Annotated in this window: 25 protein-coding genes and 1 pseudogene; 18 read left to right on the forward strand and 8 right to left on the reverse strand. The window is 61.2% G+C overall.

The annotated features are described in order from the left end of the window. Nucleotides 1–76: 76 nt before the first annotated feature. On the reverse strand, nucleotides 77–367 hold the full coding sequence (locus ACESNB_RS02195) for an ExbD/TolR family protein (protein ID WP_373003142.1): 291 nt from the start codon (nucleotides 365–367) through the stop codon (nucleotides 77–79). A 49-nt stretch (nucleotides 368–416) separates the two neighbouring features. After that, the gene (locus tag ACESNB_RS02200) at nucleotides 417–767 is read right to left on the reverse strand and encodes an ExbD/TolR family protein (RefSeq protein ID WP_373003146.1); all 351 of its coding nucleotides are present in this window, start codon (nucleotides 765–767) and stop codon (nucleotides 417–419) included. Here ACESNB_RS02200 and ACESNB_RS02205 point away from each other — a divergent pair. Both ACESNB_RS02205 and ACESNB_RS02210 read left to right on the forward strand, forming a co-directional pair. After that, nucleotides 760–1,260 carry an SDR family NAD(P)-dependent oxidoreductase gene (locus tag ACESNB_RS02205; protein WP_373003148.1) on the forward strand — a complete coding sequence of 167 codons (501 nt, stop codon included), beginning with the start codon at nucleotides 760–762 and terminating at the stop codon, nucleotides 1,258–1,260. The two genes, ACESNB_RS02200 and ACESNB_RS02205, sit on opposite strands and share 8 nt — an antisense overlap. Next, the gene (locus ACESNB_RS02210) at nucleotides 1,217–1,345 is read left to right on the forward strand and encodes an SDR family oxidoreductase (RefSeq protein ID WP_373003152.1); all 129 of its coding nucleotides are present in this window, start codon (nucleotides 1,217–1,219) and stop codon (nucleotides 1,343–1,345) included. The genes ACESNB_RS02205 and ACESNB_RS02210 overlap by 44 nt, the downstream gene beginning before the upstream one ends. Before the next feature lie 14 nt (nucleotides 1,346–1,359). Here ACESNB_RS02210 and ACESNB_RS02215 read toward each other — a convergent pair whose 3' ends face one another. Genes ACESNB_RS02215 through ACESNB_RS02230 form a run of 4 tightly spaced genes read right to left on the reverse strand, consistent with a single transcriptional unit; the run spans nucleotide 1,360 to nucleotide 5,571 of the window. Continuing rightward, on the reverse strand, nucleotides 1,360–2,625 hold the full coding sequence (locus tag ACESNB_RS02215; RefSeq protein ID WP_373003155.1) for an MgtC/SapB family protein: 1,266 nt from the start codon (nucleotides 2,623–2,625) through the stop codon (nucleotides 1,360–1,362). A 44-nt stretch (nucleotides 2,626–2,669) separates the two neighbouring features. Further along, a complete protein-coding gene (locus ACESNB_RS02220; protein ID WP_373003159.1) occupies nucleotides 2,670–3,866 on the reverse strand; it encodes an acetate/propionate family kinase in 1,197 nt (398 codons plus the stop codon). Beyond that, nucleotides 3,863–4,807, reverse strand: coding sequence for a bifunctional enoyl-CoA hydratase/phosphate acetyltransferase (locus ACESNB_RS02225; protein ID WP_373003163.1), 945 nt, complete (start codon nucleotides 4,805–4,807; stop codon nucleotides 3,863–3,865). The genes ACESNB_RS02220 and ACESNB_RS02225 overlap by 4 nt, the downstream gene beginning before the upstream one ends. Before the next feature lie 44 nt (nucleotides 4,808–4,851). Then, on the reverse strand, nucleotides 4,852–5,571 hold the full coding sequence (locus tag ACESNB_RS02230) for a helix-turn-helix domain-containing protein (RefSeq protein WP_373003166.1): 720 nt from the start codon (nucleotides 5,569–5,571) through the stop codon (nucleotides 4,852–4,854). Nucleotides 5,572–6,213: 642 nt separating this feature from the next. Here ACESNB_RS02230 and ACESNB_RS02235 point away from each other — a divergent pair. Beyond that, the gene (locus ACESNB_RS02235; RefSeq protein WP_373003169.1) at nucleotides 6,214–6,774 is read left to right on the forward strand and encodes a host attachment protein; all 561 of its coding nucleotides are present in this window, start codon (nucleotides 6,214–6,216) and stop codon (nucleotides 6,772–6,774) included. A gap of 27 nt (nucleotides 6,775–6,801) precedes the next feature. Here ACESNB_RS02235 and ACESNB_RS02240 read toward each other — a convergent pair whose 3' ends face one another. After that, a complete protein-coding gene (locus ACESNB_RS02240; protein WP_373003172.1) occupies nucleotides 6,802–6,993 on the reverse strand; it encodes a hypothetical protein in 192 nt (63 codons plus the stop codon). 132 nt (nucleotides 6,994–7,125) lie between these two features. Continuing rightward, the gene (locus ACESNB_RS02245; RefSeq protein ID WP_373003175.1) at nucleotides 7,126–7,584 is read right to left on the reverse strand and encodes a DUF2267 domain-containing protein; all 459 of its coding nucleotides are present in this window, start codon (nucleotides 7,582–7,584) and stop codon (nucleotides 7,126–7,128) included. A gap of 180 nt (nucleotides 7,585–7,764) precedes the next feature. Between ACESNB_RS02245 and ACESNB_RS02250 the strand changes: the two are divergent. The 15 genes and pseudogenes from ACESNB_RS02250 (at nucleotide 7,765) to ACESNB_RS02320 (ending at nucleotide 22,919) form a co-directional block, all read left to right on the forward strand. Continuing rightward, nucleotides 7,765–8,458, forward strand: a pseudogene (locus tag ACESNB_RS02250) (ABC transporter ATP-binding protein). Then, nucleotides 8,455–8,853 (forward strand): hypothetical protein, encoded by a 399-nt coding sequence (locus tag ACESNB_RS02255; RefSeq protein WP_373003178.1) that lies wholly within the window; start codon nucleotides 8,455–8,457, stop codon nucleotides 8,851–8,853. Before ACESNB_RS02250 ends, ACESNB_RS02255 begins: the two are co-directional and overlap by 4 nt. Nucleotides 8,854–9,050: 197 nt before the next feature. After that, on the forward strand, nucleotides 9,051–9,680 hold the full coding sequence (locus ACESNB_RS02260; RefSeq protein ID WP_373003181.1) for a hypothetical protein: 630 nt from the start codon (nucleotides 9,051–9,053) through the stop codon (nucleotides 9,678–9,680). Between the two features lie 33 nt (nucleotides 9,681–9,713). After that, complete coding sequence (locus tag ACESNB_RS02265; protein WP_373003184.1) at nucleotides 9,714–10,247, forward strand: hypothetical protein; 534 nt, start codon at nucleotides 9,714–9,716, stop codon at nucleotides 10,245–10,247. A 222-nt stretch (nucleotides 10,248–10,469) separates the two neighbouring features. After that, nucleotides 10,470–10,709 carry a hypothetical protein gene (locus ACESNB_RS02270; RefSeq protein WP_373003187.1) on the forward strand — a complete coding sequence of 80 codons (240 nt, stop codon included), beginning with the start codon at nucleotides 10,470–10,472 and terminating at the stop codon, nucleotides 10,707–10,709. Continuing rightward, entirely contained in the window at nucleotides 10,709–10,963 is a 255-nt protein-coding gene (locus ACESNB_RS02275; protein WP_373003190.1) for a hypothetical protein, read from the forward strand. Before ACESNB_RS02270 ends, ACESNB_RS02275 begins: the two co-directional genes overlap by 1 nt. A gap of 15 nt (nucleotides 10,964–10,978) precedes the next feature. Continuing rightward, nucleotides 10,979–12,667, forward strand: a complete 1,689-nt coding sequence (locus ACESNB_RS02280; RefSeq protein ID WP_373003193.1) for an amidohydrolase family protein — start codon at nucleotides 10,979–10,981, stop codon at nucleotides 12,665–12,667. Further along, entirely contained in the window at nucleotides 12,664–13,626 is a 963-nt protein-coding gene (locus ACESNB_RS02285) for an alpha/beta fold hydrolase (protein ID WP_373003196.1), read from the forward strand. Before ACESNB_RS02280 ends, ACESNB_RS02285 begins: the two co-directional genes overlap by 4 nt. After that, a complete protein-coding gene (locus ACESNB_RS02290) occupies nucleotides 13,623–15,131 on the forward strand; it encodes an NAD(P)/FAD-dependent oxidoreductase (RefSeq protein WP_373003199.1) in 1,509 nt (502 codons plus the stop codon). The genes ACESNB_RS02285 and ACESNB_RS02290 overlap by 4 nt, the downstream gene beginning before the upstream one ends. Nucleotides 15,132–15,155: 24 nt before the next feature. After that, entirely contained in the window at nucleotides 15,156–15,869 is a 714-nt protein-coding gene (locus ACESNB_RS02295; protein ID WP_373003202.1) for a TetR/AcrR family transcriptional regulator, read from the forward strand. 433 nt (nucleotides 15,870–16,302) lie between these two features. Beyond that, entirely contained in the window at nucleotides 16,303–18,681 is a 2,379-nt protein-coding gene (locus tag ACESNB_RS02300; protein ID WP_373003206.1) for a TonB-dependent receptor domain-containing protein, read from the forward strand. Between the two features lie 101 nt (nucleotides 18,682–18,782). Continuing rightward, nucleotides 18,783–20,459 carry an alkaline phosphatase gene (locus tag ACESNB_RS02305; RefSeq protein WP_373003210.1) on the forward strand — a complete coding sequence of 559 codons (1,677 nt, stop codon included), beginning with the start codon at nucleotides 18,783–18,785 and terminating at the stop codon, nucleotides 20,457–20,459. 89 nt (nucleotides 20,460–20,548) lie between these two features. Beyond that, entirely contained in the window at nucleotides 20,549–20,776 is a 228-nt protein-coding gene (locus tag ACESNB_RS02310) for a hypothetical protein (protein ID WP_373003212.1), read from the forward strand. A gap of 83 nt (nucleotides 20,777–20,859) precedes the next feature. Continuing rightward, nucleotides 20,860–21,126 carry a DUF4212 domain-containing protein gene (locus tag ACESNB_RS02315; protein WP_373003215.1) on the forward strand — a complete coding sequence of 89 codons (267 nt, stop codon included), beginning with the start codon at nucleotides 20,860–20,862 and terminating at the stop codon, nucleotides 21,124–21,126. Between the two features lie 5 nt (nucleotides 21,127–21,131). Then, nucleotides 21,132–22,919, forward strand: a complete 1,788-nt coding sequence (locus ACESNB_RS02320) for a sodium:solute symporter family protein (protein WP_373003218.1) — start codon at nucleotides 21,132–21,134, stop codon at nucleotides 22,917–22,919. Nucleotides 22,920–22,936: the final 17 nt, after the last annotated feature.

Here is a 22,936-nt window from a genome sequence, read left to right on the forward strand (position 1 = left end):
CTGGGTCTCGATGAGTGGACCGGCCTGGAGGCCTGAAGCCTGCATTGAACGGGGGTCTGTTGGCACTCGGCTTGCGTTACCGCAGGACGGGTATTTTCAGGGCTGCAAGGACGGCTGCATCGCGCTCGAGCATGGTTTCGCCCAGCGCGATGTGGCCGTCACTGGCGACATAGATGGTGAGCGCATCGGTCACGCTTTCGGCTTCCACGAGGGAGCGTGGCGGGTCGACCTCCACCGGCTCGACCTCGCGGATGGCGCCGGCGACGAGGAAGAAGATGAGCAACAGGAACACGATGTTGATGAGCGGCATGATGCGATCATCGATGCTGGCGAGTTCGGACGCTGCTAGGCGGGCTGAGAGTTTCATTGCATGCCCTCCGGCCCCTTCAGGGCGATAGACCGTGCGCCGGACGCTTTCAGCGCGTCCATGACGGGACGCATGTTTCAAGGCCGATACCGGCGGCGACCGTCAGGCTGACCGGGTCTCCGGTTGCGAGCCGGGTGTGAAGGATCGCGTCAATCTCGTCGAGGGGCAGCGGACGGCCATCGAAATGCAGGCCCTCTGCGGTCAGGTTCAGGGCGATGACCTTGTCGTCCAGGTCCGGGAGCGATGACGGGGCAGGCGTTGTCATGTCCAGGCTGCGCCGGTCGGCAAAGGTCGATGTCAGTATGAAGAACAGGAACAGGATGAACACCACATCGATGAGGGGTGTCAGTCCGATCCTGGCCCCGGAAGACCTAGATGTGAGCTGCGCGAACTTGATCAACGGGGCTTTCGGTGCGGCGGGTCAGGTCGGGGGTGAAGATGCGGGTCACGGCGTCTTGGGTCTTGCGGACAACCTGCCGGGTATTGAAGGGACTATCGCGCCGTTCCCAGACCAGACGGAAGGGAATTTCGACCGGATCATTTCGGACAACCTGAAGGGCGTCTTTCTGTGCCTGCGCGCAGAGATACAGCAGATGGCCAAAACCGGTGGCGGCGCCATCGTCAATCTCGCCTCGGTTGCGGGGCTTGTCGGGTTTGCGCGCCTCGGCCCTTATGTGGCGTCAAAGCATGGCGTGAACGGCCTGACGAAGAATGCTGCGCTTGATTATGGCAAGGCGGGCATCCGCGTGAATTCGGTCTGCCCCGGCGCGATTGATACGCGAATGCTGGATTCGCTCGCAGAACAATCGAGCGATGGAAAGATGACCTCCCACGAGATGCATCGATCCGATGCATCCGATCGGGCATATCGGCACGCCGGAGGAAGTTGCTGAACTGATCGTCTGGCTCTGCTCGCCGCGTGCCTCTTTTGTCACGGGGACGAACATTCCGGTGGATGGCGGCTTCGTGGCGCAGTAACCAGCCGCCCGGTCTCAGATCAGTCCGATGGACGCTGCGACGCCCAGGCCTGCCGCGCCCGCCAGCGCCATGACGACCGCGACAGCCATGCATCGCCGCCTGTAAGCGCCTTCGCCCGCGACCAGCGCGATCGTGCCTTTCAGCAGCGTATTGGCAATCGCGGCAAGTGCGACGGCAATGGCGGCGGTTTCGGCGCTCAGGCCTTTCGCGCTCATCTGGATCATGGAGAGGCCGATGGCATCCACATCTGCGGCGCCCGCGACGAGGGCGACGCCGTAAATCCCTGTCGGTCCCAGCATGTCGGCGGCAGCCCTTGACAGAAGGAGCGCCGTCGCCAGAAGGGCAGCGAAGAGTAATGCAGACCTGAGGTCGAGCGGATTGGAAAGGACCAGATCAGGCGCAGCCTGTGTCTCCCGGCGCAGGAGGAAGAACCCCGACGTGCCCAGTGCGACAGCCAGCATGAACCCGAATGGCAAGGCGAGCGGCGCGATGAGTGATGGCGCGAAGGCGCCGAGAATAAAAGCGGTCCGGACGATCATGCCGGCCCAGGCCAGGGCCGTGCCACCGACCAGAGCGCGTGCATCGCCTGCGTCGTTCCGGCTGAACCGGGCGAAGGACAGGGTCACGGCCGTTGATGAGGCAAAACTGCCCGCGATTGCCAGCAGTCCGATGCCACGCCGGCTCCCCAGCCATTTGACGCCGAGATAGCCGGCAAACCCCAAGCCACTGATCAGGACGACCATCCACCATACTGAACGCGGATTGAACGCGTCATAAGGCCCATAGGATTGGTCAGGCAGCACGGGCAGGACGACGACCGAGATCAGCAACAGGCGAAGGAAAGCGCTGAGTTCCTTTTCCTCGATCCGGTGCAACAGGGCGTGAAAGGGCGTTCTCAGCCAGAGCACGAATGCCACGCTCACCGCGCCGGCTGCAGCCGCCTGGGAATGGCCAAGCACCGCCAGGGCGCCGAGCGCATAGGCGCTGAGCGCGGCCACCATCGTCTTGACGCTGACGATGCGGGTGACATCGATCTGGGCTTCGAACCCTTCCCGCAGCAGCAGAGCGAGCCCGACAAAGCCGGCCGCTATGACAAGCCCGCTTCCCGTGTCGATGAGGGCGAACAAGCCCCCCAGGAATCCGATCAGTCCGATGGTGCGGAACCCGGCCACGCGCGAGCCGTCGGGGTCGGCCCGATCCTTCCAGCCGCGTTCCAGCCCGATCAGCAAGCCGATGCCGAGCGCAGTCAGAAGACCGGTGAGGGGCGTCGCAGGTATCATCGGGACATAACCGGGACCATCCAGTCAGCAAGGAGCAGGCGGCATTATGCGGCATACCGGCAGAGGGAAAAGGCTTCGCGCGCAATGACTTCTTCCTCATTGGTGGGGATTACGGCTACCGCGATCTCGGAGTGCTGCACAGAAATTATGCCAGCACCGGATTCGTTCAGCGTCGCATCAAGTTCGATCCCCATCCAAGACAGGCGCGCGACGACACGCCGTCTGATCTCCTGTGAGTTCTCGCCGACACCGCCGGTGAAGACGATTGCCTCAAGGCCATTGAGCGCGGCCGTCAGAGAGCCGATTTCCCGCGCAATCCTGTATGTGTACACATCAAGGGCTTCCTCCGCTTCCGGCGCGGTGCTGGCGAGCAGGTCACGGACATCCCCGCTAATTCCGGAGACGCCCAGCAGACCGGATTTGTGATGCAGCATGTCCGAAACTGCGTCCGGCGTCATCTTTTGGCTGCCGATCAAGTAGAGGATGGCGCCCGGATCAAGGTCGCCGCACCGGGTGGCCATGGGTACACCCGACAGGGCGGTCAGTCCCATCGAGGTGGCGATGCTGGTGCCGTCCTGTATCGCGCAGAGGCTCGCCCCGTTGCCAAGATGGGCCACGATAGTCTTGCGATGAGGCCGATCGGAAAATGTCTGTGTTATCGCGCCCGCGATATAGGCGTAGGAGAGGCCATGAAATCCGTAGCGTTGGAGGCCGGACACGGTCAGTTCCCGTGGCAGCGCATAGAGGCGGGCTTCTCTTGGTTGCACGCTGTGGAAGGCGGTGTCGAAGGACAGGGACTGGGGATGGCCCGGGAACTGTGTCGCCAGGCTGCGCACGCCGGCCAGATTGTACGGTTGGTGATCGGGGGCAAAGACGGAGAGCTTGTCCAGCGCATCCAGCAATTCAGGCGTCGCCAGGCGCGGACCGTCGCAGGACTGGCCGCCATGCACGATCCGGTGACCCGCTGCGATCAGTTCGGTGCCATCGATGGCGGCGCTCAGGCAGCGGGCAAGTTCCGGGATGAGTTGTTCAGGTGCCGGGTCGACCTTTGACAGAGCATCGGCGAACTGGCTCTGATGGCTTTCGCTCGTCGTATCCATATCGACCTTGAGATGTGCGCCCAGCCCGGTCAGCTTGCCGCCAAGCAGGCGCCCTGCAAGCTGGTCTGCCCCGGCGCGGTAGAGCGAAAATTTCAGGCTGGACGATCCGGTGTTGAAGGTGGCGATGACCGGAGTGGTCATGGCCTGCTGGCCTTCCAGGCGAGGTAGCATTTGGCCAGCGCGCAGGAGGCTAACCGCTCTCCCACGCTGTCGGACCGGCTGGTCAGGATGATCGGAACCTGAGCGCCGACAACCAGGCCGGCAGCGGCGGCGCCAGCCAGATAGTCGAGTTGCTTGGCGAGCATGTTGCCAGCTTCGATATTCGGCACGATGAGAATATCGGCGTCGCCGGCAACATCGGAGACCAGGCCCTTGATTTTCACGGCCTGTTTCGAGACGGCGAGATCGAAGGCGAGTGGGCCATCGAGCACACCGCCGATGATTTGGCCCCGTTCAGCCATCTTGCAGAGCGCCGCCGCGTCGACGGTCGTCGGCATGTGGGGATCGACCTCTTCGGTGGCAGCCAGGATCGCCGTCTTCGGGAAGTCGATTCCGATGGCATTGGCCACGTCGATGGCGTTCTGGACAATCCATCTCTTGGTGTGCAGGTCCGGCGCGATATTCAGCGCGCCATCGCTGATGAGCAGGTATTTCGGATAAGCGGGGGTCTGCATCACGAAGACATGGCTCATTCGGCGGTCTGTGCGCAGGCCGGTATTGCGGGCGACAATGGCTGCCATCAGTTCGTTCGTGTGCAGGGCGCCTTTCATAAGCGCCTGCACCTTGCCGGCCCGGGCGAGATCGACGCCCGTCTGCGCGGCGGCGTGGCTGTGCGGTGTGTCGATGATCTCGGCGCCTGCGAGATCGAGGGCGAACTGATCTGCTGCCGCGCGAATGCGCTGCTCTGGCCCGATCAGGACCGCCTTGATCACACCGGTCGCCTGCGCGTCGAGAGCAGCCGCAAGGGCGTTCTGGCTAACGGGGTGAATAACCGCCGTCGCTATCGGGGCGCCGTCTGCGCGTGAGAGGATTGACGCGAAGGCGTCGTGCGGATCGCCTTGTTCGGCGCTGCTTTGAGTCATCAGACGTCTGCCCCATCGTGGTTGGCGTTCATTCGCCCGCCTTATCAGTAACCGACCACGGACGCGTATTCTTCTTCGGTGGGTTCGCCAGCGGCGGCAATGAGGCGCTTGCGGTCGGATATCCGGATTCGGTTCGACTGTGGCAGTTCAATAATCCCTTGCCGCTTCATTTGGTTCATCATGCGGCTGACCGTCTCCAGTGTCAGCCCGACATAGTCGGCCATGTCGCAGCGGCTCATCCGGATATCGACAAAACCCGTCGAGGGGTCTGCGAAGCGGCTTTCGAGGAAGAGAAGAAAGGTTGCCGTGCGTTCCATCGCGCATTTGCGCCCGAGCAGAAGGGCTTGCTCGCGAGAGGCATTCAGCATGTCCCCGATCAGGGTGAAGATGCTCCGGCGAAATACGGCATTGTCTTGTAGTGCGCGATCAAAACTGGCTCGGACGATGAAGTCGGCCTCGACATCTGTCAGGGCTTCAGCACTGAGATTGTGAATGTCGGCGAAGGTCAGCGCGAGAAAATCTCCGTCGCTGGAAAAATCTTGAATCTGACGGCGCCCATCGGCCATGAGCTTGTAGAGGATTACCGTGCCAGAAATGATCTGAAACACGCCGGTCGGCTGGTCTCCCTGGAAGAACAGATGCTCGTGCGGCGCAAAATGCAGCCTGTTTCGTGCCACACCATGCCCGTCCCTACGCGTGTGCATGGTGTTTGCGCTGGCAGTACGTGTCGCGGTCGGGAGCCGAATAATGGTGTGAGTGTTCATTTTCCACCTCCTGTGGTCTTAGGCGGGCCGTCAGGCCGACCTCTCCAGAGCAAGATGGGGCATCAGGGAAAAATTGGATTGCGGGAAACTACCTAGAAGACGCCGTATTGCTCGAAGCGACGGGCGCCATCAAAGGGCTCATGGGCGTAAGACGCCCAAAATCCGGCTTCAGGTGCCGGGGCGAAGGGGCACATAGAGGACGGCAGGAACCCACGGACTTTCGTAACATACGGAGACGGGTGGCGCTGCGTTTGAGCGAGATCAACCTGCTCGGCAATGGTCCGGTATAGGGATGAAGTGCGCCGTCGCAAGCCCATGGAAGAGATCAGGCAATGTCATTGAAGTCAAAGGCGATACCCTGCCTGCTGGGCACTTGCGCCCTGGCAATTGCGGGCTGCGCAACACACTATCATCCTTATCATGGGCATGGGCCGGTCACCTCCGATATCAACATCGGCTATGTTCGCTCGGCGCCACCGCCACCGCGACGGGTTCATTTGCCTCCGAGGCCCTCTGCGACGGCTGTCTGGATCGATGGATACCGGAACTGGACGGGGGTGACATTCGCCTGGACCGATGGTTTCTGGGAACCGCATCCGCGCAGCCGTGCATGGGTAGCCGACAAGTGGGTGCACACAGACCGTGGATGGTATCGTCGACCAGGGCACTGGAATTAGCGTGCAGCCGGGATTGATGGAGATCAATCGAACTGGCCGGCGGACCGGCTCCAATGCAATATCCAGTCAAAAACAGGAGGCGGTGACCATGAAGCTTAAAAACGGAACGTGGGTGCTTGTGTGTGACGGTAGTAAATTCCTGCTGCTCGAAAACAATGGCGTCGAAGATATCATAGATTTGCGCGTGGTCGCACATGATCAAGCGGTCAATCCTGCGACTAGAGATCAGGGTACGGATCGACCGGGTCGGTTCGCTATCTCTTCGGACCGGCGCGGGACGACTCAGGAGACTGACTGGCACCAACTCGCCGAAACCCGTTTCGCCCAGGACCTCGCGGAAAAGCTCGGCCGATGGGAGACCGACAAGCGCTTCAGCGATCTTGTTATCGTGTCCGACAGCCGAACGCTCGGCGTATTGCGGAGTGCGCTTTCAGACCAGGTGAAGAAGCGGGTTCGCGGTGAAGTCCAAAAAGACTATGCCCACCGCGCGATCGCGTTTATCGAGACTGCGCTCGCAAAAGAATAGGCCTGGTTTCGCTCAATACGCCGCGGCTCATGTCCGGGATGGTCTGGGCTTTCTGAGCACGCTGGACGTGGCGTCTGCCAGAATGGCGCTCACATTGATGGCGTTGCTTTGATGGGAAATGGTGTTGCTCGTTGCGATACGGGCGTTACCCGTGTCGACTAGGTATTTTGACCCTGTCACCGTGCCAACGCCGCCGAGGAACTTGAGTTGAAGTGTCATGAGCCGGCGTGCTTGTTGACCGTATCGGCGAGGGTGGACTGCGCTGCAACGCGACCTCTTGATATCACTCAATCACATGAGACCCTGCGGGACTGGTGCGCGCGAGCCTGTCTCTTCGTTCTGAGGGTAGGGCTAGAGCCCGGCGATCGGAGACGTGCGGATCGAAGACTTGCCCAGGTCCCGGATCGGTTTGGACAGCGCCTGAAGCACGTCCTCTATCTCGCCGGGTGAAATATATATGCTGAGCACTTCAAACACGGCGGCAGCGACCGCGTCGGCTTTGACGCCTGGAAAGTTCCTGAACGCTTCCGCAATCGGCGCGAGGAACGCGTCCAGCGACCTGTCGGTTGGGCGCTCCGACCCGGGCGAGCAGCCCTCGAAGAATATGCCGCGCACGATCAACGGCATCTGCGAGGAAAAGTTTGCGGCCAACGGCACTGGCAGCCGGTCGCGAACTTCATGCATCACGACCTTGAGCGCTTGGTGGGCCTGTGCCGGCTCGGTCCATGCGAGAACATCCATCAAGTCCTTCAGCCATACATTGGCGGTTTGAAGCGCCTCGTCGAACTGGTGCAAACCTGTGTGGGTCATCGTTGAACTCCTCAATTCAAACAAAGCTTTCGTCCGGTCTCTCGACGTTTGACCAACCTGGACGGCCGCGATGACGACGCGATTGATCGGAATCAAGTCGGGTGGCCCCTGTGCTGGCAGTTTCGTGCCGTACGGCCCGGGGACCGGTTCCTGGCCGTCACATCAAGGTATTCGGAGCCCATGCCCCCCAATCTTATGACGGCCAGGAACCTGACCAAAGTCTACGATACGGGTGAGGTGAAGGTGCACGCCTTGCGCGGGGTCGATCTCGATAACGCGCAGGGCGAACTGATTGTCCTGTTGGGGCCTTCGGGTAGCGGGAAATCGACTATGCTCAACCTCCTCGGAGGCCTCGACAGCCGACCTCCGGCGAAGTCCTGTTCCAGGGGAAGCCTCTGACCGGGGCCAGTTCCGCCGCCCTGACCCGATACCGGCGCCAGCATGTCGGGTTCATCTTCCCGTTCTACAATCTCGTGCTGAGCCTGACGGCCCGCGAGAATGTCGCGCTCGTGACCGAGATTGCCGAAGACCCGATTCCGGCAGAAGAGGCACTGGCGCTGGTCGCCATGTCGGACCGGATCGATCATTTCCCGGCGGTGAACAGCAGCGCGTGGCGGTGGCGCGGGCGATTGCCAAGCGACGCCATCTCCTGCTGTGCGATGAGCCGACTGGCGCGCTCGATAGTGCGACAGGCGTGCGGGTGCTGGAAGCGCTCGAACACGCCAATCGCGCGCTCGGGGCGATGACGCTCATCATCACGCACAATGTCGGTATCGCCGATATGGCAGACCGGGTGATCCGCTTTTCAGACGGGATGATCGCCAGCACCGAAAATATGGGGCGCCGCAGGAAACCATCGGAGATTTCCTGGTGAACCGGTTTTCGTCTCTCGACAGGAAGCTGCTTCGCGACCTTGTGCACATGCGGGGGCAGGCGCTCGCAGTGGGCGTCATCATCGCGTGCGGGGTCGGGATCCTGATCATGGCGCTCGGGGCGCTTCAGTCGTTGCAGCAGAGCCGGGAAATCTATTACGAGCATTACCGGTTCGCGGGTGTTTTTGCTGACGTCAAACGTGCGCCTGAACGGCTGGCCTCCGAGATACGACAGATTGACGGCGTCCAGCAGGTCGAGACAAGAATCTCGCGGATTGTGACTCTCGATATCGCGCGCCTTGAGGAACCGGCCAATAGCCAGCTCGGGTCGATCCCCGACGACGAGGCGCCGATCCTCAATGCGTACTCCTGTACGAGGGCCGTTGGCCGGACCTGACGCGGCCGGATGAGGCGGTCTTCAGCAAGGCGTTTGCGGAAGCGAATGAACTTGGAATCGGGGACAGTGTATCGCCGATCATTAATGGCCGGGCGCGCGCCCTGACGCTTGTCGGCATTGGGGATTCACCGGAATACATTTATACGCTGGGGCCGGGATCCCTGCTGCCCGACGATGAACGCTTCGGTGTTTTCTGGATGCGTCGCCGTGCTTTGGACGCGGCCTTTGATCTTGATGGGGCATTCAGCAGTGTCAGTGTAACGCTGGCCGGCAATGCCCAGCCGGCGAATGTGATTGCAGCACTGGACATACTGCTCGCGCCCTTTGCCGGGGTCGGCGCGTATGCCAGGGAAGACCAGATATCCCACGCCTCTATCGAATCCGAGCTGCAACAGCTGAGACGCATGGCGCGGGTCATCCCACCGGCGTTTCTCGTCGTGTCCGCGATCCTGATCCACGCGATCCTGTCGCGTCTGATCGCGACCGAACGCCAGCAGATCGGCCTGCTCAAGGCATTTGGATACACGCGCTCCGCCGTGACGGCGGCAGAGGCCGACCTGCGCCGCTGGCGCGCCGACCGGAAGCGGGCGGAAGACGACCTCAACCGGACCCGGACAGTCGCCGAAACAGGCACCGCCTCGCGGCAGGCGCTGGAACGCGTCGAAACCGCGTTTAGCACCTTGTCTGCCGCAACGCAGCAGGCCCGCGCCGCACTGGACCTGGCGCGCCACGTAGTGAGCCGGGCCGAAGCGGCACTGATGCCAGCCGGTGCACGTGCGGGCGGCGATGGCCTGCCGGTCACCGCGCCGATTACAGGTGTTGTCTAGCGTATCATCCGCGACAGCGAAGGTCCGGTATCGGTGGGAACGCGCCTGGTCGAGCCCTATGCGTCCACAAAGATCGCGGCGCTCGGTATCGAGGAGCGGCGCGTCAACGTCCTGATCGACATGGACGGTTCAGGGCGACGCCTCGGGCACGGTTTCCGTATGCGCACCGACATCGTTGTCTGGTCTGCGCCGGACATTGTGCGTGTACCGATGACGGCGCTGTTCAAATCCGGCGCTGACTGGACGGTTTTCCGTCTCCAGAATGGCCGGGCGCGACTGACAATGGTTCACGTCGACCATATGGACGGTCACGCCGCTGAAATCGTGTCGGGTCTCAGCCCGGGCGATCTGGTCATCGAGCATCCATCCAGGAATATCGCTGACGGCGTCAGGGTCAAACGCCGCTCGCTCCGGTCAGGCGATATGGTCGAAGCTTCGGGCAATGGCGACGATGGCAATTCGGATTTGTTCGAGGATATCACGGTGTGCGACGGCTCAGGACGGTGGATCGCCGAACACAGGGGCACCGAACCCGGGGCGGTCGGGCAGAGCGCGACACACGAGTAAGCGGGAGGACCGGGCTTCACACGGGTATGATGGCCGCCCGCGACAGCAGGCCCGACAGACGATGAGGCGGTGCGAGATATGGCACCCGTCGCGCCTTGCCGGATACAACGTCTGACAGAATCCAGCCCGAGAATTCTAACAATTCGACCGGCATTCCTCTACGGCATCCCTTGTCATAAAATTAGAACGCGTTCTAATTAGCAAAACAACGGAGCCTTATTCATGCCAGTCGATAACCCCTCTCGCGTAAGAAAATCCATCCTCCCTACAGAGGGAGATACGTGGAGTATCGTCGCCAAACGCGAACTTCCGGAACTTGCCCTGGATGAGGCCCTGGCCAAGCTGCAGAGCTGGAACCTGCACGTCTTCATGCGGGCGGCGGGCGCGATGGGCTCACCCGGTGGTGGCAACCCGATCCTGCCAAGTGATGTCGTTTTCATCGAGCCGCCGCTGGCGACCTGATGAGCGGCGCTGTCATCAGCCGGGTGCAACTTGCCGCCGCCCATGACGGCGATGCCGAACTGGTGGTGACGCTTCGCTTTGAGAATGGCGGCGAGTCGCTGGTGCCACTGGATGAACATGCCGTGCGGGTCCTGATGGAATCGTCCGGCGCCAACGATCCTGACGAGCTTGTCGGGAAAGGGTGGGGGCTCGTGCGCGATGCGCTGGAAGCATCCTCGAACAGATTTATGAATTCAAATTCAAACACTCAATGAGAGAAGGATCTGGCAATGTATGATCTTGTCATCAGAAACGGAAAAGTCGTCGATGGTTCGGGCGCGCCTGCCTATAATGCGGATGTCGCGGTCAAGGGGAACCGGATCGTCAAGATCGGGAAGATTACCGAAGCGGCGCGGTCAGAGGTCGACGCTGCTGGCAAGGTTGTGACGCCCGGCTTCATTGATCCCCATACGCATTTTGATGCCCAGATTCTGTGGGACGGATGTGCGAAGCCTGCGCTGTCTCATGGTGTGACCACCATTGTGTCCGGTAACTGTTCCCTCTCGCTGGCGCCGCTCAAGGCGAAGCACCGGATGAAACTGGTCGGCATGTTCAACCAGATCGAAGAGATGCCGTTGAAGGCTTTCAAGGAAGGCGTTGTCTGGGATTGGGAAACCTTCACGGATTATATCACGCGAATCCGCAAAGGGCTGGCCATCAATGTTGCACCGCTGGTCGGCCATAGCGTCATCCGGCTATGGGTGATGAACGATGCGGCCATGGAGCGTACCGCGACTGACGCTGAAATCGTAGAGATGCAGGGCGTGTTGCGCGAATGCCTCGACGCCGGCGCTGTCGGCCTGTCGACCAGCTATGTCGATATGGACGAACGCCTGCAGCCGGTGCCGAGCCGGTACGCCGATGCCCGCGAAGTCGACGCGCTGGCCAGCGTGCTTGGTGAGTATGGCCGGGTGCTGCAGATCGTGCCGGAATTCTATGACGCGGACCTGACCATCGCGCGTCTCGACCAGCTGGCTGAACTCTCACTTAAGTACAATATCCCGACGACCTTTTCGCCATTGTTCGTCAATGCTGACAATGTAGACGCTGTCGCGCGTGTGATGAAGCGCGTGGACGAGCAGTTTGATCGGGGTGCACGGGTCTGGCCGCAGGTTCAGACGCGTCCGATCGACATCAGCTTCAGCTTTGCCGTTCCGAGCCTGTTGTTCATGCGGATGCCGACCTGGTACCGGATCATACGTTTCGGCACGCCGGCGGAAATCATGGCGGCGTTCAGTGACCCGGACAACCGCCCGAAACTGGTGCAGGAAGCGTCAGCGCTCGGGTCGCTCTGGCCAACACTGATTTTCCGTCACGCAGCGACGGAGACGAACCAGAAATATATCGGCCAGACGCTTGGTGAGATCGCCAAGGCGCGCGGAACGACAGCGGTCGACGCCATGATCGACCTGTCGCTGGAAGAGAAACTCGACGCGCATTTCCTGTCGTCCGGCATGGGCCACAATGATGACAAGGCCGTCGGCGACCTGCTCAGCCACCCCCGCGTCCATATCGGTGCCAGTGATGGCGGCGCGCATATCCTGTCTTTCTCGACCTACGGTGACACGGGATACCTGTTCTCACACTTCGTTCGGGACCTTGGGTCCATGAGCCTTGAGGCTGCCGTCAAGAAGATCACCTCCGACACGGCTGCCATCTGGGGTATTCCGCAACGGGGCCTGCTGCAGGAAGGCTATGTCGCCGATATTGCCGTGTTCGATGCAGCGACCATTGAACGTGGCGAAGAGAAATTCGTGAATGACGTGCCGGGCGACGGACACCGCTATGTGCGGGATTCCCATGGCGTGGACACGGTGATCGTTGGCGGCGGTATCGCCTGGACGGCCAAGGATGGTTACAAGGATGCCTGTGGTGAAGTTCTTCCCGGCGCCGACGTAAAGAAGAAGGTGGCTGCATGAGCTGGCCGGGCATCACCGAGCGCCGGATTGGGACCAACGGAATAGAGCTTAATATCGCCGAATCCGGCGAGGGGCCGCTTGTCCTGCTGCTGCACGGGTTTCCGGAATCCTGGTATTCCTGGCGGCACCAGTTCAAGCCCCTCGCGGATGCCGGCTATCACGTGGTTGCGCCAGACATGCGTGGCTATGGCAAGAGCGACAAGCCATCAGCGATCGAGGCCTATAACCAGGTCGAAGTGGTCAATGACATTATCGGGCTCGTGCCGGCGCTTGGGTATGAAAATGCCGTCGTGATCGGGCATGACTGGGGCGCGCCAACGGCATGGGCCACGGCGTTGAACCATCCCGACGTGGTCCGCGCCGTCGGGGCGCTGTCGGTGCCTTTCCTGCCCCGATCGCCTGTTCCGCCAATGGCGATGATGCGCGAAGTCTACAAAGGCCAGTTCTTCTACCAGCTCTACTTCTTCGAGCCGGGTGTCGCGGAAGCTGAATTCGAGGCCGACATTCGCACGGCCCTGAAGAAATTCCTCGTCATGGCGGGTGGCGAAACGGACCTGTCGGCCCTGCCGCCGAAGGCGGAAGATGACGACATGTTCTCCAGCCTGCCCGATCCTGAAATGCTTCCTGCCTGGGTCAGCGATGCAGACTTGGATTTCTATACCGGAGAGTTCGAGCGTTCGGGCATGCGCGGCCCGCTGAATTATTATCGCAACCACGACCTGACCTGGGAGCTGACCAAGGACGCGCCGACGACAATCTCGCAACCCGCGCTTTTCCTCGCCGGCGCAAATGACGGCGTGATCATGATGGCTGAGGAACTGGTGAAGATCATGCCGCATTTCGTGACCGACCTGCGCATCAACAAGCTGATCCCGGAGATCGGCCACTGGACCCAGCAGGAGGCGCCTGAAGCGGTCAACGAGTCCATCCTCGCCTTTCTGAAAGAGATCGACGGATGACGGAGACAGTTGCCGTCATCGGCGCAGGGATTGGCGGACTCTGCACAGCCCTCACACTGGCGCCCACGGGACGAAAAGTCATCATTCTGGAACGCGACGCGTCGCCGCCCAGCGATGATCCCGATGCGGTGTTTCACGAATGGCGCCATACTGGTGTTGGCCAGCTGCGCCAGAGCCACGCCTTCCTCGCCCGGCTGCGCTCGATCATCAAGACCGAGCATCCCGGACTTCTGGAGGACCTGCTTGCACTTGGCGTGCGGGAGCTGCCGTTTGAAGCCATGCTGAGCGAAATGCAGCGTGAGACGTACGAGCCCACGCCGGACGACGCAGAGCTGACCATCATTACCAGCCGCCGGACGACACTTGAGCTGGCGATGCGGCGCTATGTCGAAAAGCTCGAAAACGTCACGATCCAGTCCGGATTCCTTGTGCGCCAGCTGCTCACCCGGAAGGGGACTAATGGCGTGATTGACGTGCTCGGCGTCGTTGGAGACATCGGCGGCGACGAGGTCATGGTGAATGCCGACGTGGTCGTCGATGCATCAGGCAAGAGCGGCTTCATAATTGACCAGGTGATGAAAGAAAGCGCCAACACGTCCGAGGAACAGGAGTCGGCGGGGATACTATACTTCACCCGCCACTACAGGCTGAGGCCCGGCATGGATGAGCCGTCGCGGACAGAAAATCCCCCGGCCACCGGCGACCTCGGCTTCGTGAAATTCGGTGTGTTTCCCGGCGACAATGGCTGCTTCTCGATCACGCTCGCGATTCCGGAAATCGAAATGGAACTGCGCAAGGCCATCCTCGATCCTGACATTTTCCACGCCATGACGCTGCAGCTGCCCGGATTGAAACCCTGGACGAATGCAGACCGGTCCGATCCGGTTGGCCGGGTTCATGGCATGGGTGACCTGATCAGCCGGTGGCGCGAACTGGTCGTCGATGGCCGACCAGCAACACACGGCTATTTTGCCCTAGGGGACACACTGATAAGGACGAACCCGCTCTATGGCCGGGGCTGCTCGTTTGCGGCTGCAAGCGCGCAGGTCTTGCGGCAGACACTCGATGAGAGTGCTGATCCGGACGTGCGTGCCCTGGCCTTTCACGAGCGTCTTCATACCGAGCTGAAGCCATATTACATCAACCAGCGCACACAGGACCGCTCGGCTATCAAGCGCGCCCGCCAGGCGCTGACGCCCGACTATCGCAAAAGCCGCCGCGCCAAGCTGATGGAAAGCTTCTTCGAAGACGGTGTCGGGATCGCGGTGCGCTATGATATTGCCCTGATGCGGGAAGCGATGCGCGGGTTCCATATGCTGGAACATCCGAACAAATGGCTCGGCAGGCCGGGCAACCTCGCCAAGGTGTTCTACTACTGGATGCGGGGAAAGAAGCGCAATGCGGTTGCCTACCCGCCCAAGCCCGGCCCGGAACGGCGCGAGATGATGCAGGCATTGTCTTTGGACTTCCAGGCGGATATCGACCGTATCGCGCAGGCTGCGTGATGCAGGACAGACGGAATTTGACCCATGCAGGCTGACGAAACGGGAAAGCGCGAGTTGGCGAAAGCAGAGCGTCGGTCACGGATCGTCCATGCTGCGCGCGATCTCATTCGTGAGACCGGCGATACGAACCTGTCGATGCGCATGATTGCCAAGCGGGCTGATGTCAGCCTGGCGACGCCCTACAATCTCTTCGGTTCAAAGCATGCAGTCGTTCTGGCAGTGTTTGAGGACGAGCGCGATTTCGCCGAGCGTTTCAGCCGGTTGAAAGCCGCCAATGCCATTGAGCGGCTGTTTGATGCCCATGCGCTGGCGACGAGCTATTTCACGGACGACCCGGATTTCTACAGGCCGCTCTGGAGGGCCCTGCTGGATGCACAGGGGGGCAATGAAACGGGGCTGGCCACGCCGGAGCGCCTGGAGCAGAACCGTGAGGCGTGGCACATGCTGCTGGAGGCGGCCCAGCGCGAGGGCCTGCTCGACCCGGACGTACCTGCGGATTTGCTTGAAAGAACCCTGTCCTTCTTCGCCAATGGGGTGATGCTGTCCTGGGCCATGGGCGTGCTGGCGACCCACGACCTGCGTCCGTCCTCAGCCCTCGGTTATGCCATGGTCCTGCGGGGGGCAGCGACAGACCAAGGCGGGGATGTACTGATGGCCCACATTGAAAAATACCAGACGATGCTGCGCCATTCGAGCGAACCGGCCAAAGGTCGCCGCCGGGTGTCACTGGGCAGCTGATCCGGGCAGGTCGTTGCCGAGGCTGGTGCGAGTGGCCGGATGTTCAATGGTTCGGCGAGGCCTTCTGCCGACTTGAGCCGCCCTGATGCGGATCGCGCTCTTCTTGCCCGCTTGGCGCTGTAGCCCCCACGGACTTTTCATTCGAGAATCAGGTGATACTGGAGGGAAGAATGGCCCGCACCGTTCCGTTACAGTTCCCCCCGGCAAGGCCTCAATGCCCGGACCTTGTGTGAACCATTTATCAAATTTCAGCTTCCCTTCGCGGCGTGTCCGCGACTGTCATCTGCGCGTCACCAACAGGTCGTAGCTGGCTCCAACAGCCGCACAAACCGTTTCGGACACAGGATTCCGGGAGGCAAAACGCGTTGGTTCGGGACCAACGTGAACAGACTTGTGCGGGCCTGGGTCACACATATTCCGCGAGGGGAAAATCATGAATACAATCTGGAAAGCTGGCCTTCTGGCCAGTGTCAGCATGGGGCTTGCGCTCGGAACCGCCTTTGCGGACGACGCGGTCGAAACCAATGAAGAAGCGCGCGAGCTGGAGACGATCGTCGTGCTCGGCGCGCAGCAGACCTATTCGTCGGCCGAGACGACGGAGGCGATGGCGCTGCAACAGTCGCCGGTGACGAGCATCCTGGCGCAGATCGATAACCTGCCCGGCGTGCAGGTGCAGGAAGGCGACGCGTTCGGCTTTGATGACTGGTCGACCGGCGTGGCCGTTCGCGGATTCCAGAACAATCTCGGCGAGCAGCAGGTCGGCATCACGATCGACGGCCTGCCGAACGGTGGGTCGAACTATGGCGGCGGCGCCAAGGCCAACCGCTTTATCGACACTCAGAACGCCGGCACCATCGAGGTGTCGCAGGGCACCGCCGACATCGCGGCTCGCTCGAATGACGCGCTGGGCGGTACGCTGAACTTCACCACGCAGAACCCGCTCGACGAGCGCCGCGTGCGTGTGTCCGCCTCGCTGGGCGATTTCGACTCGCAGCGCTTCTACGGTCGCTATGACAGCGGCTTCCTGGCCGATAACAAGACCAAGTTCTGGGTCTCACTGTCGACACAGTCGGCCACCGACCATGTCACCCAGACGGCTGACAATACGCGCGATCACTTTGCCGCTAAACTGCAGACGGAACAGTTCGGCATCGACTGGACCGCCTACGCCTCATACGATGATACGTGGGAAAACAATTACCAGCGCCTTTTCTCGCCGGACGATTTTGCGGCCAACCCGAATTCGGACCAGCTGACCGGCGAGTGGACCGGGATCCCGTATATCGACCAGCTCTACCGCAAGGCCTGGGGCACGCTGCGCGAGAACAGCCTGATCTATCTGAAAGGTGAAAAGGAGCTGTTTGAAGGCGTGAACCTGGAGGCCGGTGTCTACCGCCATGACAATGACGGGCGCGGCGACTGGGTTCCGCAATACGTGGTCAATGTCGGCCAGTTCGGTACGTCGACCATTCCGCTTGTGTCATTCGTTGACCCGGCCGGTACGCCGCTGGCCCCCACGGCCGGCTGTGTCTCGTCGATTACCTTTCCATATGGCGGCGCAAGCTCGGAATATGATCCGGCCTGTTTCCCTGCTGGTTCCGTGGCTCTCCAGTCCTATCGTCACACACACTACCAGAAAGAGCGCACGGGGGCCTATGTCGATCTGGACTGGAACACGCAGATCGGCGAAAACATCGACAACACGGTTCGCGGCGGCGTCTGGTATGAAGATGCCACCCGGTACGAGTACCGCGACTGGCACCAGGTCAATGACACACGCGTCGGCCCGGAATATGACGCCAGAGCCTATTGGGTGCAGTACAGCCGTGAGTTCCCGCAATCGACCTTCAAATGGTACATCGAAGACGTCGTGAAAGTGTCGGACTTTTCGTTCCGCCTCGGCATGAAACAGTTTAGCAATGAGATCGAACGCGTCGACAAATTCACGCCGAATGACCCGGCGCTGAACTTCTCGGTATCGACCGATTCCGATGTCCTGTTCTCGGGCGGCGCAGCGTGGACGCCAAGCGCCATGCCGGGCGTCGAAATGTTCGCCGGATACGCCGAAAACTTCAAGGCCATCCCGGACACGGTACTCGAAGTCCTGGCTCCAGGCGGCACGCCTGATCCGGAAACATCTGAAAACATCGAAGTCGGCGTGCGCTATGTCGGCGACCGCTTGCGTGGTTCTGCCGTCTATTTCGACTCGACCTTTGACAACCGACTGCTGGCGATTGCCAACCAGACGGTCAACGGCATCGACTATCTCGAAGCGTCGAATGGCGGTTACGTGAATGGCGGTGGTATCGAGTCGAGCGGTTTCGAATTCTCGGGCGAGTATCTCGTCAATGATGCGCTGTCGCTGTTTGCGTCCTATACCAGCATCAGTGATGCAACGATCCTGGGTTCGGGCGTCGTGTCACAGGATGTGGCAACCGGCATCACCCAGATCGACAATGCGGGCAATATCACCAGCACGATCGTGGGCAATGACGTTCCCGGCATCGCCAAGAACATGGCTGTTCTCAGCGCCGACTACCGGGAAGGAAACTTCTTTGCCGGCCTGTCGACGAAATGGGTCGATGACCGCTTCGTGGACCTGGCCAATACCTGGACGGCAGAGAGCTATTACGACGCCGACCTGTATGCCGGTGTCTCTGGCTCGGCGCTGTCTGACGACCTGTCGAACGTGGAGTTCCGCCTGACCGTGAACAACCTGTTCGACGGTGACTGGCTGGGCGGCATTTCGGGCGGCGGTGCCTGGGTCTCGGCGCCGCGCACGGTTGTGTTCACTGTCACGGCAGACTTCTAGAAATATCGCATCCGGAAGAGGCGGGCCCCTGCGGGTCCGCCTTTTTCATTTTCTTTTTCCATCTTACGACCGCAACATGCGGCCAAGCCGAGGACACCGACATGCCCAGACTGGATCGCCGACAGACACTCGCCCTGATTGCTGCAGGAACTGTCGGGGCCTGCGCGGCACCACAGACATCCCCGACCGTTCCGGACAGTTCGGCTACCTTTGCCCACGGCGTCGCCAGCGGCGACCCGCAGAGCGAAAGCGTCGTCCTGTGGACCCGCGTAACGTCGACCTCCGAGACAGAGCCTGTCAGCTGGATCCTCGCCCGCGATCCTGAATTCACGGATATCGTCGTGCAAGGCGAGACCACTGCCAGCGCGGCCGCCGACCATACGGTCAAGGTCATCCCGGTAGGCCTCGCGCCGGGCGCGATCTATTATTATCGTTTCACCGCCGCTGGCGAGACCTCGCCCACCGGCCGGACGAAAACACTGCCCGCTGGTTCGCTGGACAGGCTGGGCATCGCGCTCGTTTCTTGCTCGAACTATCCGTTCGGTCATTTCAATGCCTATGACGCGATTGCCCGCGACGCGGCTATCGAAGTGGTCCTGCACACCGGTGACTATATCTATGAATACGGGGCTGACAGCTGGGGCGCGGAAACCGGCGCCAGCATCGGGCGCCTGCATGAGCCGGTGCATGAGATCGTCACGCTGGACGACTATCGCCGTCGCCATGCCCAGTACAAGACGGACGCCGGGTCACGCGCGATGCACGCCGCGCATCCCTTCATTGCCTGCTGGGATGATCATGAGAGTGCGAATAACCCATGGACCGGCGGCGCGCAGAACCACCAGCCCGAAACCGAAGGTGACTGGGCAACGCGACGGGCCGCTTCGATCCGGGCCTATTACGAATGGATGCCGATCCGTGAGCCCGATCCGGGCTTCAGCCGGGCGGAATTCTGGCGCACCTACGTGTTCGGCGACCTGGCAACGCTGGTAACGCTGGAATCGCGCCATACCGGGCGCGGGCAGCAGGTTGATTACAGCGTCTATTACGAGACGATCACGACGCCGGAGACCCGCGACGCCTTCATGCGTGACGTGATGAACGATCCGGCGCGCACGATGATTTCGCCGCGCATGGAGGCCACGCTTGCCGAGGGATTGGCGCAGTCCGTGGCGGCGGGCGAGCCCTGGCGCCTGATCGGCAATGCCAGCCCCATCGCTCGGATGCTGACGCCGGATGTGGCCGCGCTTGGCATCGACGCGGCCAAGGCACCGAAGGGCGAGGCACCGGGCGACGGGCCGAACCTATTCTGGAAAGGCAAATGGAACCTGCCTTTCTATACCGATACATGGGACGGCTACCCCGCCGCGCGGGAAGCCTTCTATGCGCTGAGCCGGGAGGCTGGCGCGGAAGACCTGTTATTCCTGACCGGTGACAGCCACAGTTTCTGGTCGAACACGGTGAACGACGGCGAGGGGCGAGCGATGGGGCTGGAACTGGGCACGGCGGGCGTGTCTTCGCCGGGGGATTTTGTCGAATCCGGATGGGACGCTGAAACGGCCGAAAAGCTCGACCGCGTTTTTGCGCAGTCGCTCGATGAAGTGCGCTGGACCGACAATTTCCATCAGGGCTATGTCCGCGTCGTGCTCACACGGGAGAAGGCAGACGTCGCCTTCGTGGCCGTCGATACGGTCCTGCTGCCGACCTACAGGGTTGCCACGGTACGCGAAGAGACTGTCGTCAGGGACGGAAAAACGATCACGTTCGCCGATGGCTGACAGTTTCCATGGTGGATGACTGCGTCTAGGATGAGTGCCTGTATTTTAAGGGTGTGCGCCGTGCATGCCGGGCATGAAAGATACGGACCGTGAAGCACCATATCATGATCGCGCTCGGCCTTTTGCTGGGGCTGACCTTCGCGCTGCGGCTGGCGCGGGCCATCCTGACTCCGGGGCTGGGGATTGCCGAGGTCTACCTCGCCGGCGGGCTGGTCCTGTCTGTCTGGCTGATCATCGGGGGCCTTGCCGAATGGCGACATGTTCGCGCCAATCGCACAAGTGGAGATGAGACTGGCGAGGATGAAGTCCAAAGTTGAACTGTTCATCTGCTTCGTGGCAGTGCAGCGTGTAGTGTGCGGGTGACTTCGTGCGACAAGAACACGGCTTTGGGAGGACGAACATGTCGAAAGATGCGGCTGAAATAGACGGCAAGGGTTATTGGCGGGCGGTGCTCCGCCTGACGCTGTCCCTGCTCGCGATCTGGTTCATAGTCTCGTTTGGCGCGGGCATCCTGTTTCGCGACGTTCTGGACCAGGTATCGATCGGCGGGGCGCCGCTGGGGTTCTGGTTTGCCCAAAACGGTTCTATCTACGTCTTCGTCGCACTGATTTTCTATTATTGCGTGGCGATGCGCCGACTTGAACGCAAATTCGGCGTGAAGGGGTGAGCGCGATGTCACAGGAAATGTGGACCTATATTTTCGTCGCCGGCACGTTCGCCATCTATATCGGCATCGCGATCTGGGCGCGGGCTGCATCGACCGACGACTTCTACGTCGCCGGCCATGACGTTCATCCCGTGGTCAACGGGATGGCGACGGCAGCCGATTGGATGTCGGCGGCCTCGTTCCTGTCGATGGCGGGCCTGATTGCCTTCATGGGCTATGGCGGCTCGGTCTACCTTATGGGGTGGACGGGCGGCTATGTGCTGCTGGCGCTGTTGCTGGCGCCTTTCCTGCGGGAATTCGGTAAGTTTACGGTGCCGGACTTTGTCGGCGACCGGTACTATTCGACGACCGCGCGGATGATCGCGGTGATCTGCGCCCTGTTCGTCTCGTTCACCTATATTGCGGGACAGATGAAGGGCGTTGGCGTTGCCTTTTCCGGCTTCCTCGGGGTCGAGTTCAATACCGGTATCTATGTCGGCATGGGCATCGTCTTTGTCTACGCGGTGCTCGGCGGCATGAAGGGGATCACATACACGCAGGTGGCCCAGTATTGCGTGCTGATCTTTGCGTACACTGTGCCCGCGATCTTCATTTCGCTGATCATCACCGGCAATCCGATCCCGCAGCTCGGCTTCATCTCCGATGTGAAGGGCGAGGATGTGTCGATGCTGGCAAAGCTGAACCAGGTCGTGACCGATCTCGGCTTCAAGGAATATACAAGCACCGACAAGTCCATGTTCGACATGTTCGCCATTACCGGCGCGTTGATGTTCGGCACGGCGGGCCTACCGCACGTGATCATCCGGTTCTTCACTGTGTCCAGTGCCGGTGCGGCGCGGGTCTCGGCGGGATGGGCGCTGGTCTTCATCGCGCTCCTGTACACGACGGCGCCGGCAGTGGCAGGATTCGCGCGCCTCAACTTCATCGATACGGTGAACGAGTCGACCTATGTCGAAAGTCTCGACAATTACGACACCGAGGCGGCGGCAATTGTTGCGGCTGGCGGCAAGCCTATCCCGAAATGGTTCAAAGACTGGGAGAAGACGGGCCTGCTTGCGGTCGAGGACAAGAATGGCGATGGCCGGATCCAGTACCGGGCCGGTGCCGACAATGAAGTCACCAAGCTCGACCGGGATATTTTCGTGCTCGCTAATCCGTCGATTGCAAACCTGCCCGGCTGGGTAATCGGCCTGGTGGTTGCGGGCGGCCTTGCGGCGGCCCTGTCGACGGCGGCTGGCCTGCTGATGGTGATCTCGTCTTCGATCTCGCACGACCTGTGCCGGCGAACCCTGTTCAAGGACATGGACGACAAGACCGAGCTGCGGGTGGCGCGTTTTGCGGCAGCGGGCGCTGTGGTCGCTGCCGGATTCATGGGCATCTATTCGGCCAAGCTCGCGTTCGTGGCGCAGGTGGTGGCGTTTGCCTTCGGGTTGGCGGCAGCCTCGCTGTTCCCGGTGATCTTCCTTGGTATCTTCTGGAAACGGATGAACCGGGAAGGCGCGATTGCCTCCATGCTGACAGGCCTCGTCCCGACCTTCCTCTATATCTGGCACTTCAAGATCGGGGCCGGAAAGGCAGCGGGGGCGGCCGATTGGTTCCTTGGCGTTTCGCCGGAAGGGATCGGTTTCGTCTTCATGTTCGTGTCGCTCGCGGTCGGGATTGCGGTATCGCTGGCAACAAAGGCGCCGCCGCAGGATATCCAGGATCTTGTCGAGGATATCAGGGTGCCGGGAACGCGGCGGTCGCACGGTATCGCGGACAGTGGCATGGCCCCGGTTGCCGACCAGAGGTGACCGAGCGCCGATAGGAC

Origin of the sequence: Hyphomonas sp. (assembly GCF_041689225.1) — a bacterium.
Taxonomy (GTDB): Bacteria; Pseudomonadota; Alphaproteobacteria; order Caulobacterales; family Hyphomonadaceae; genus Hyphomonas.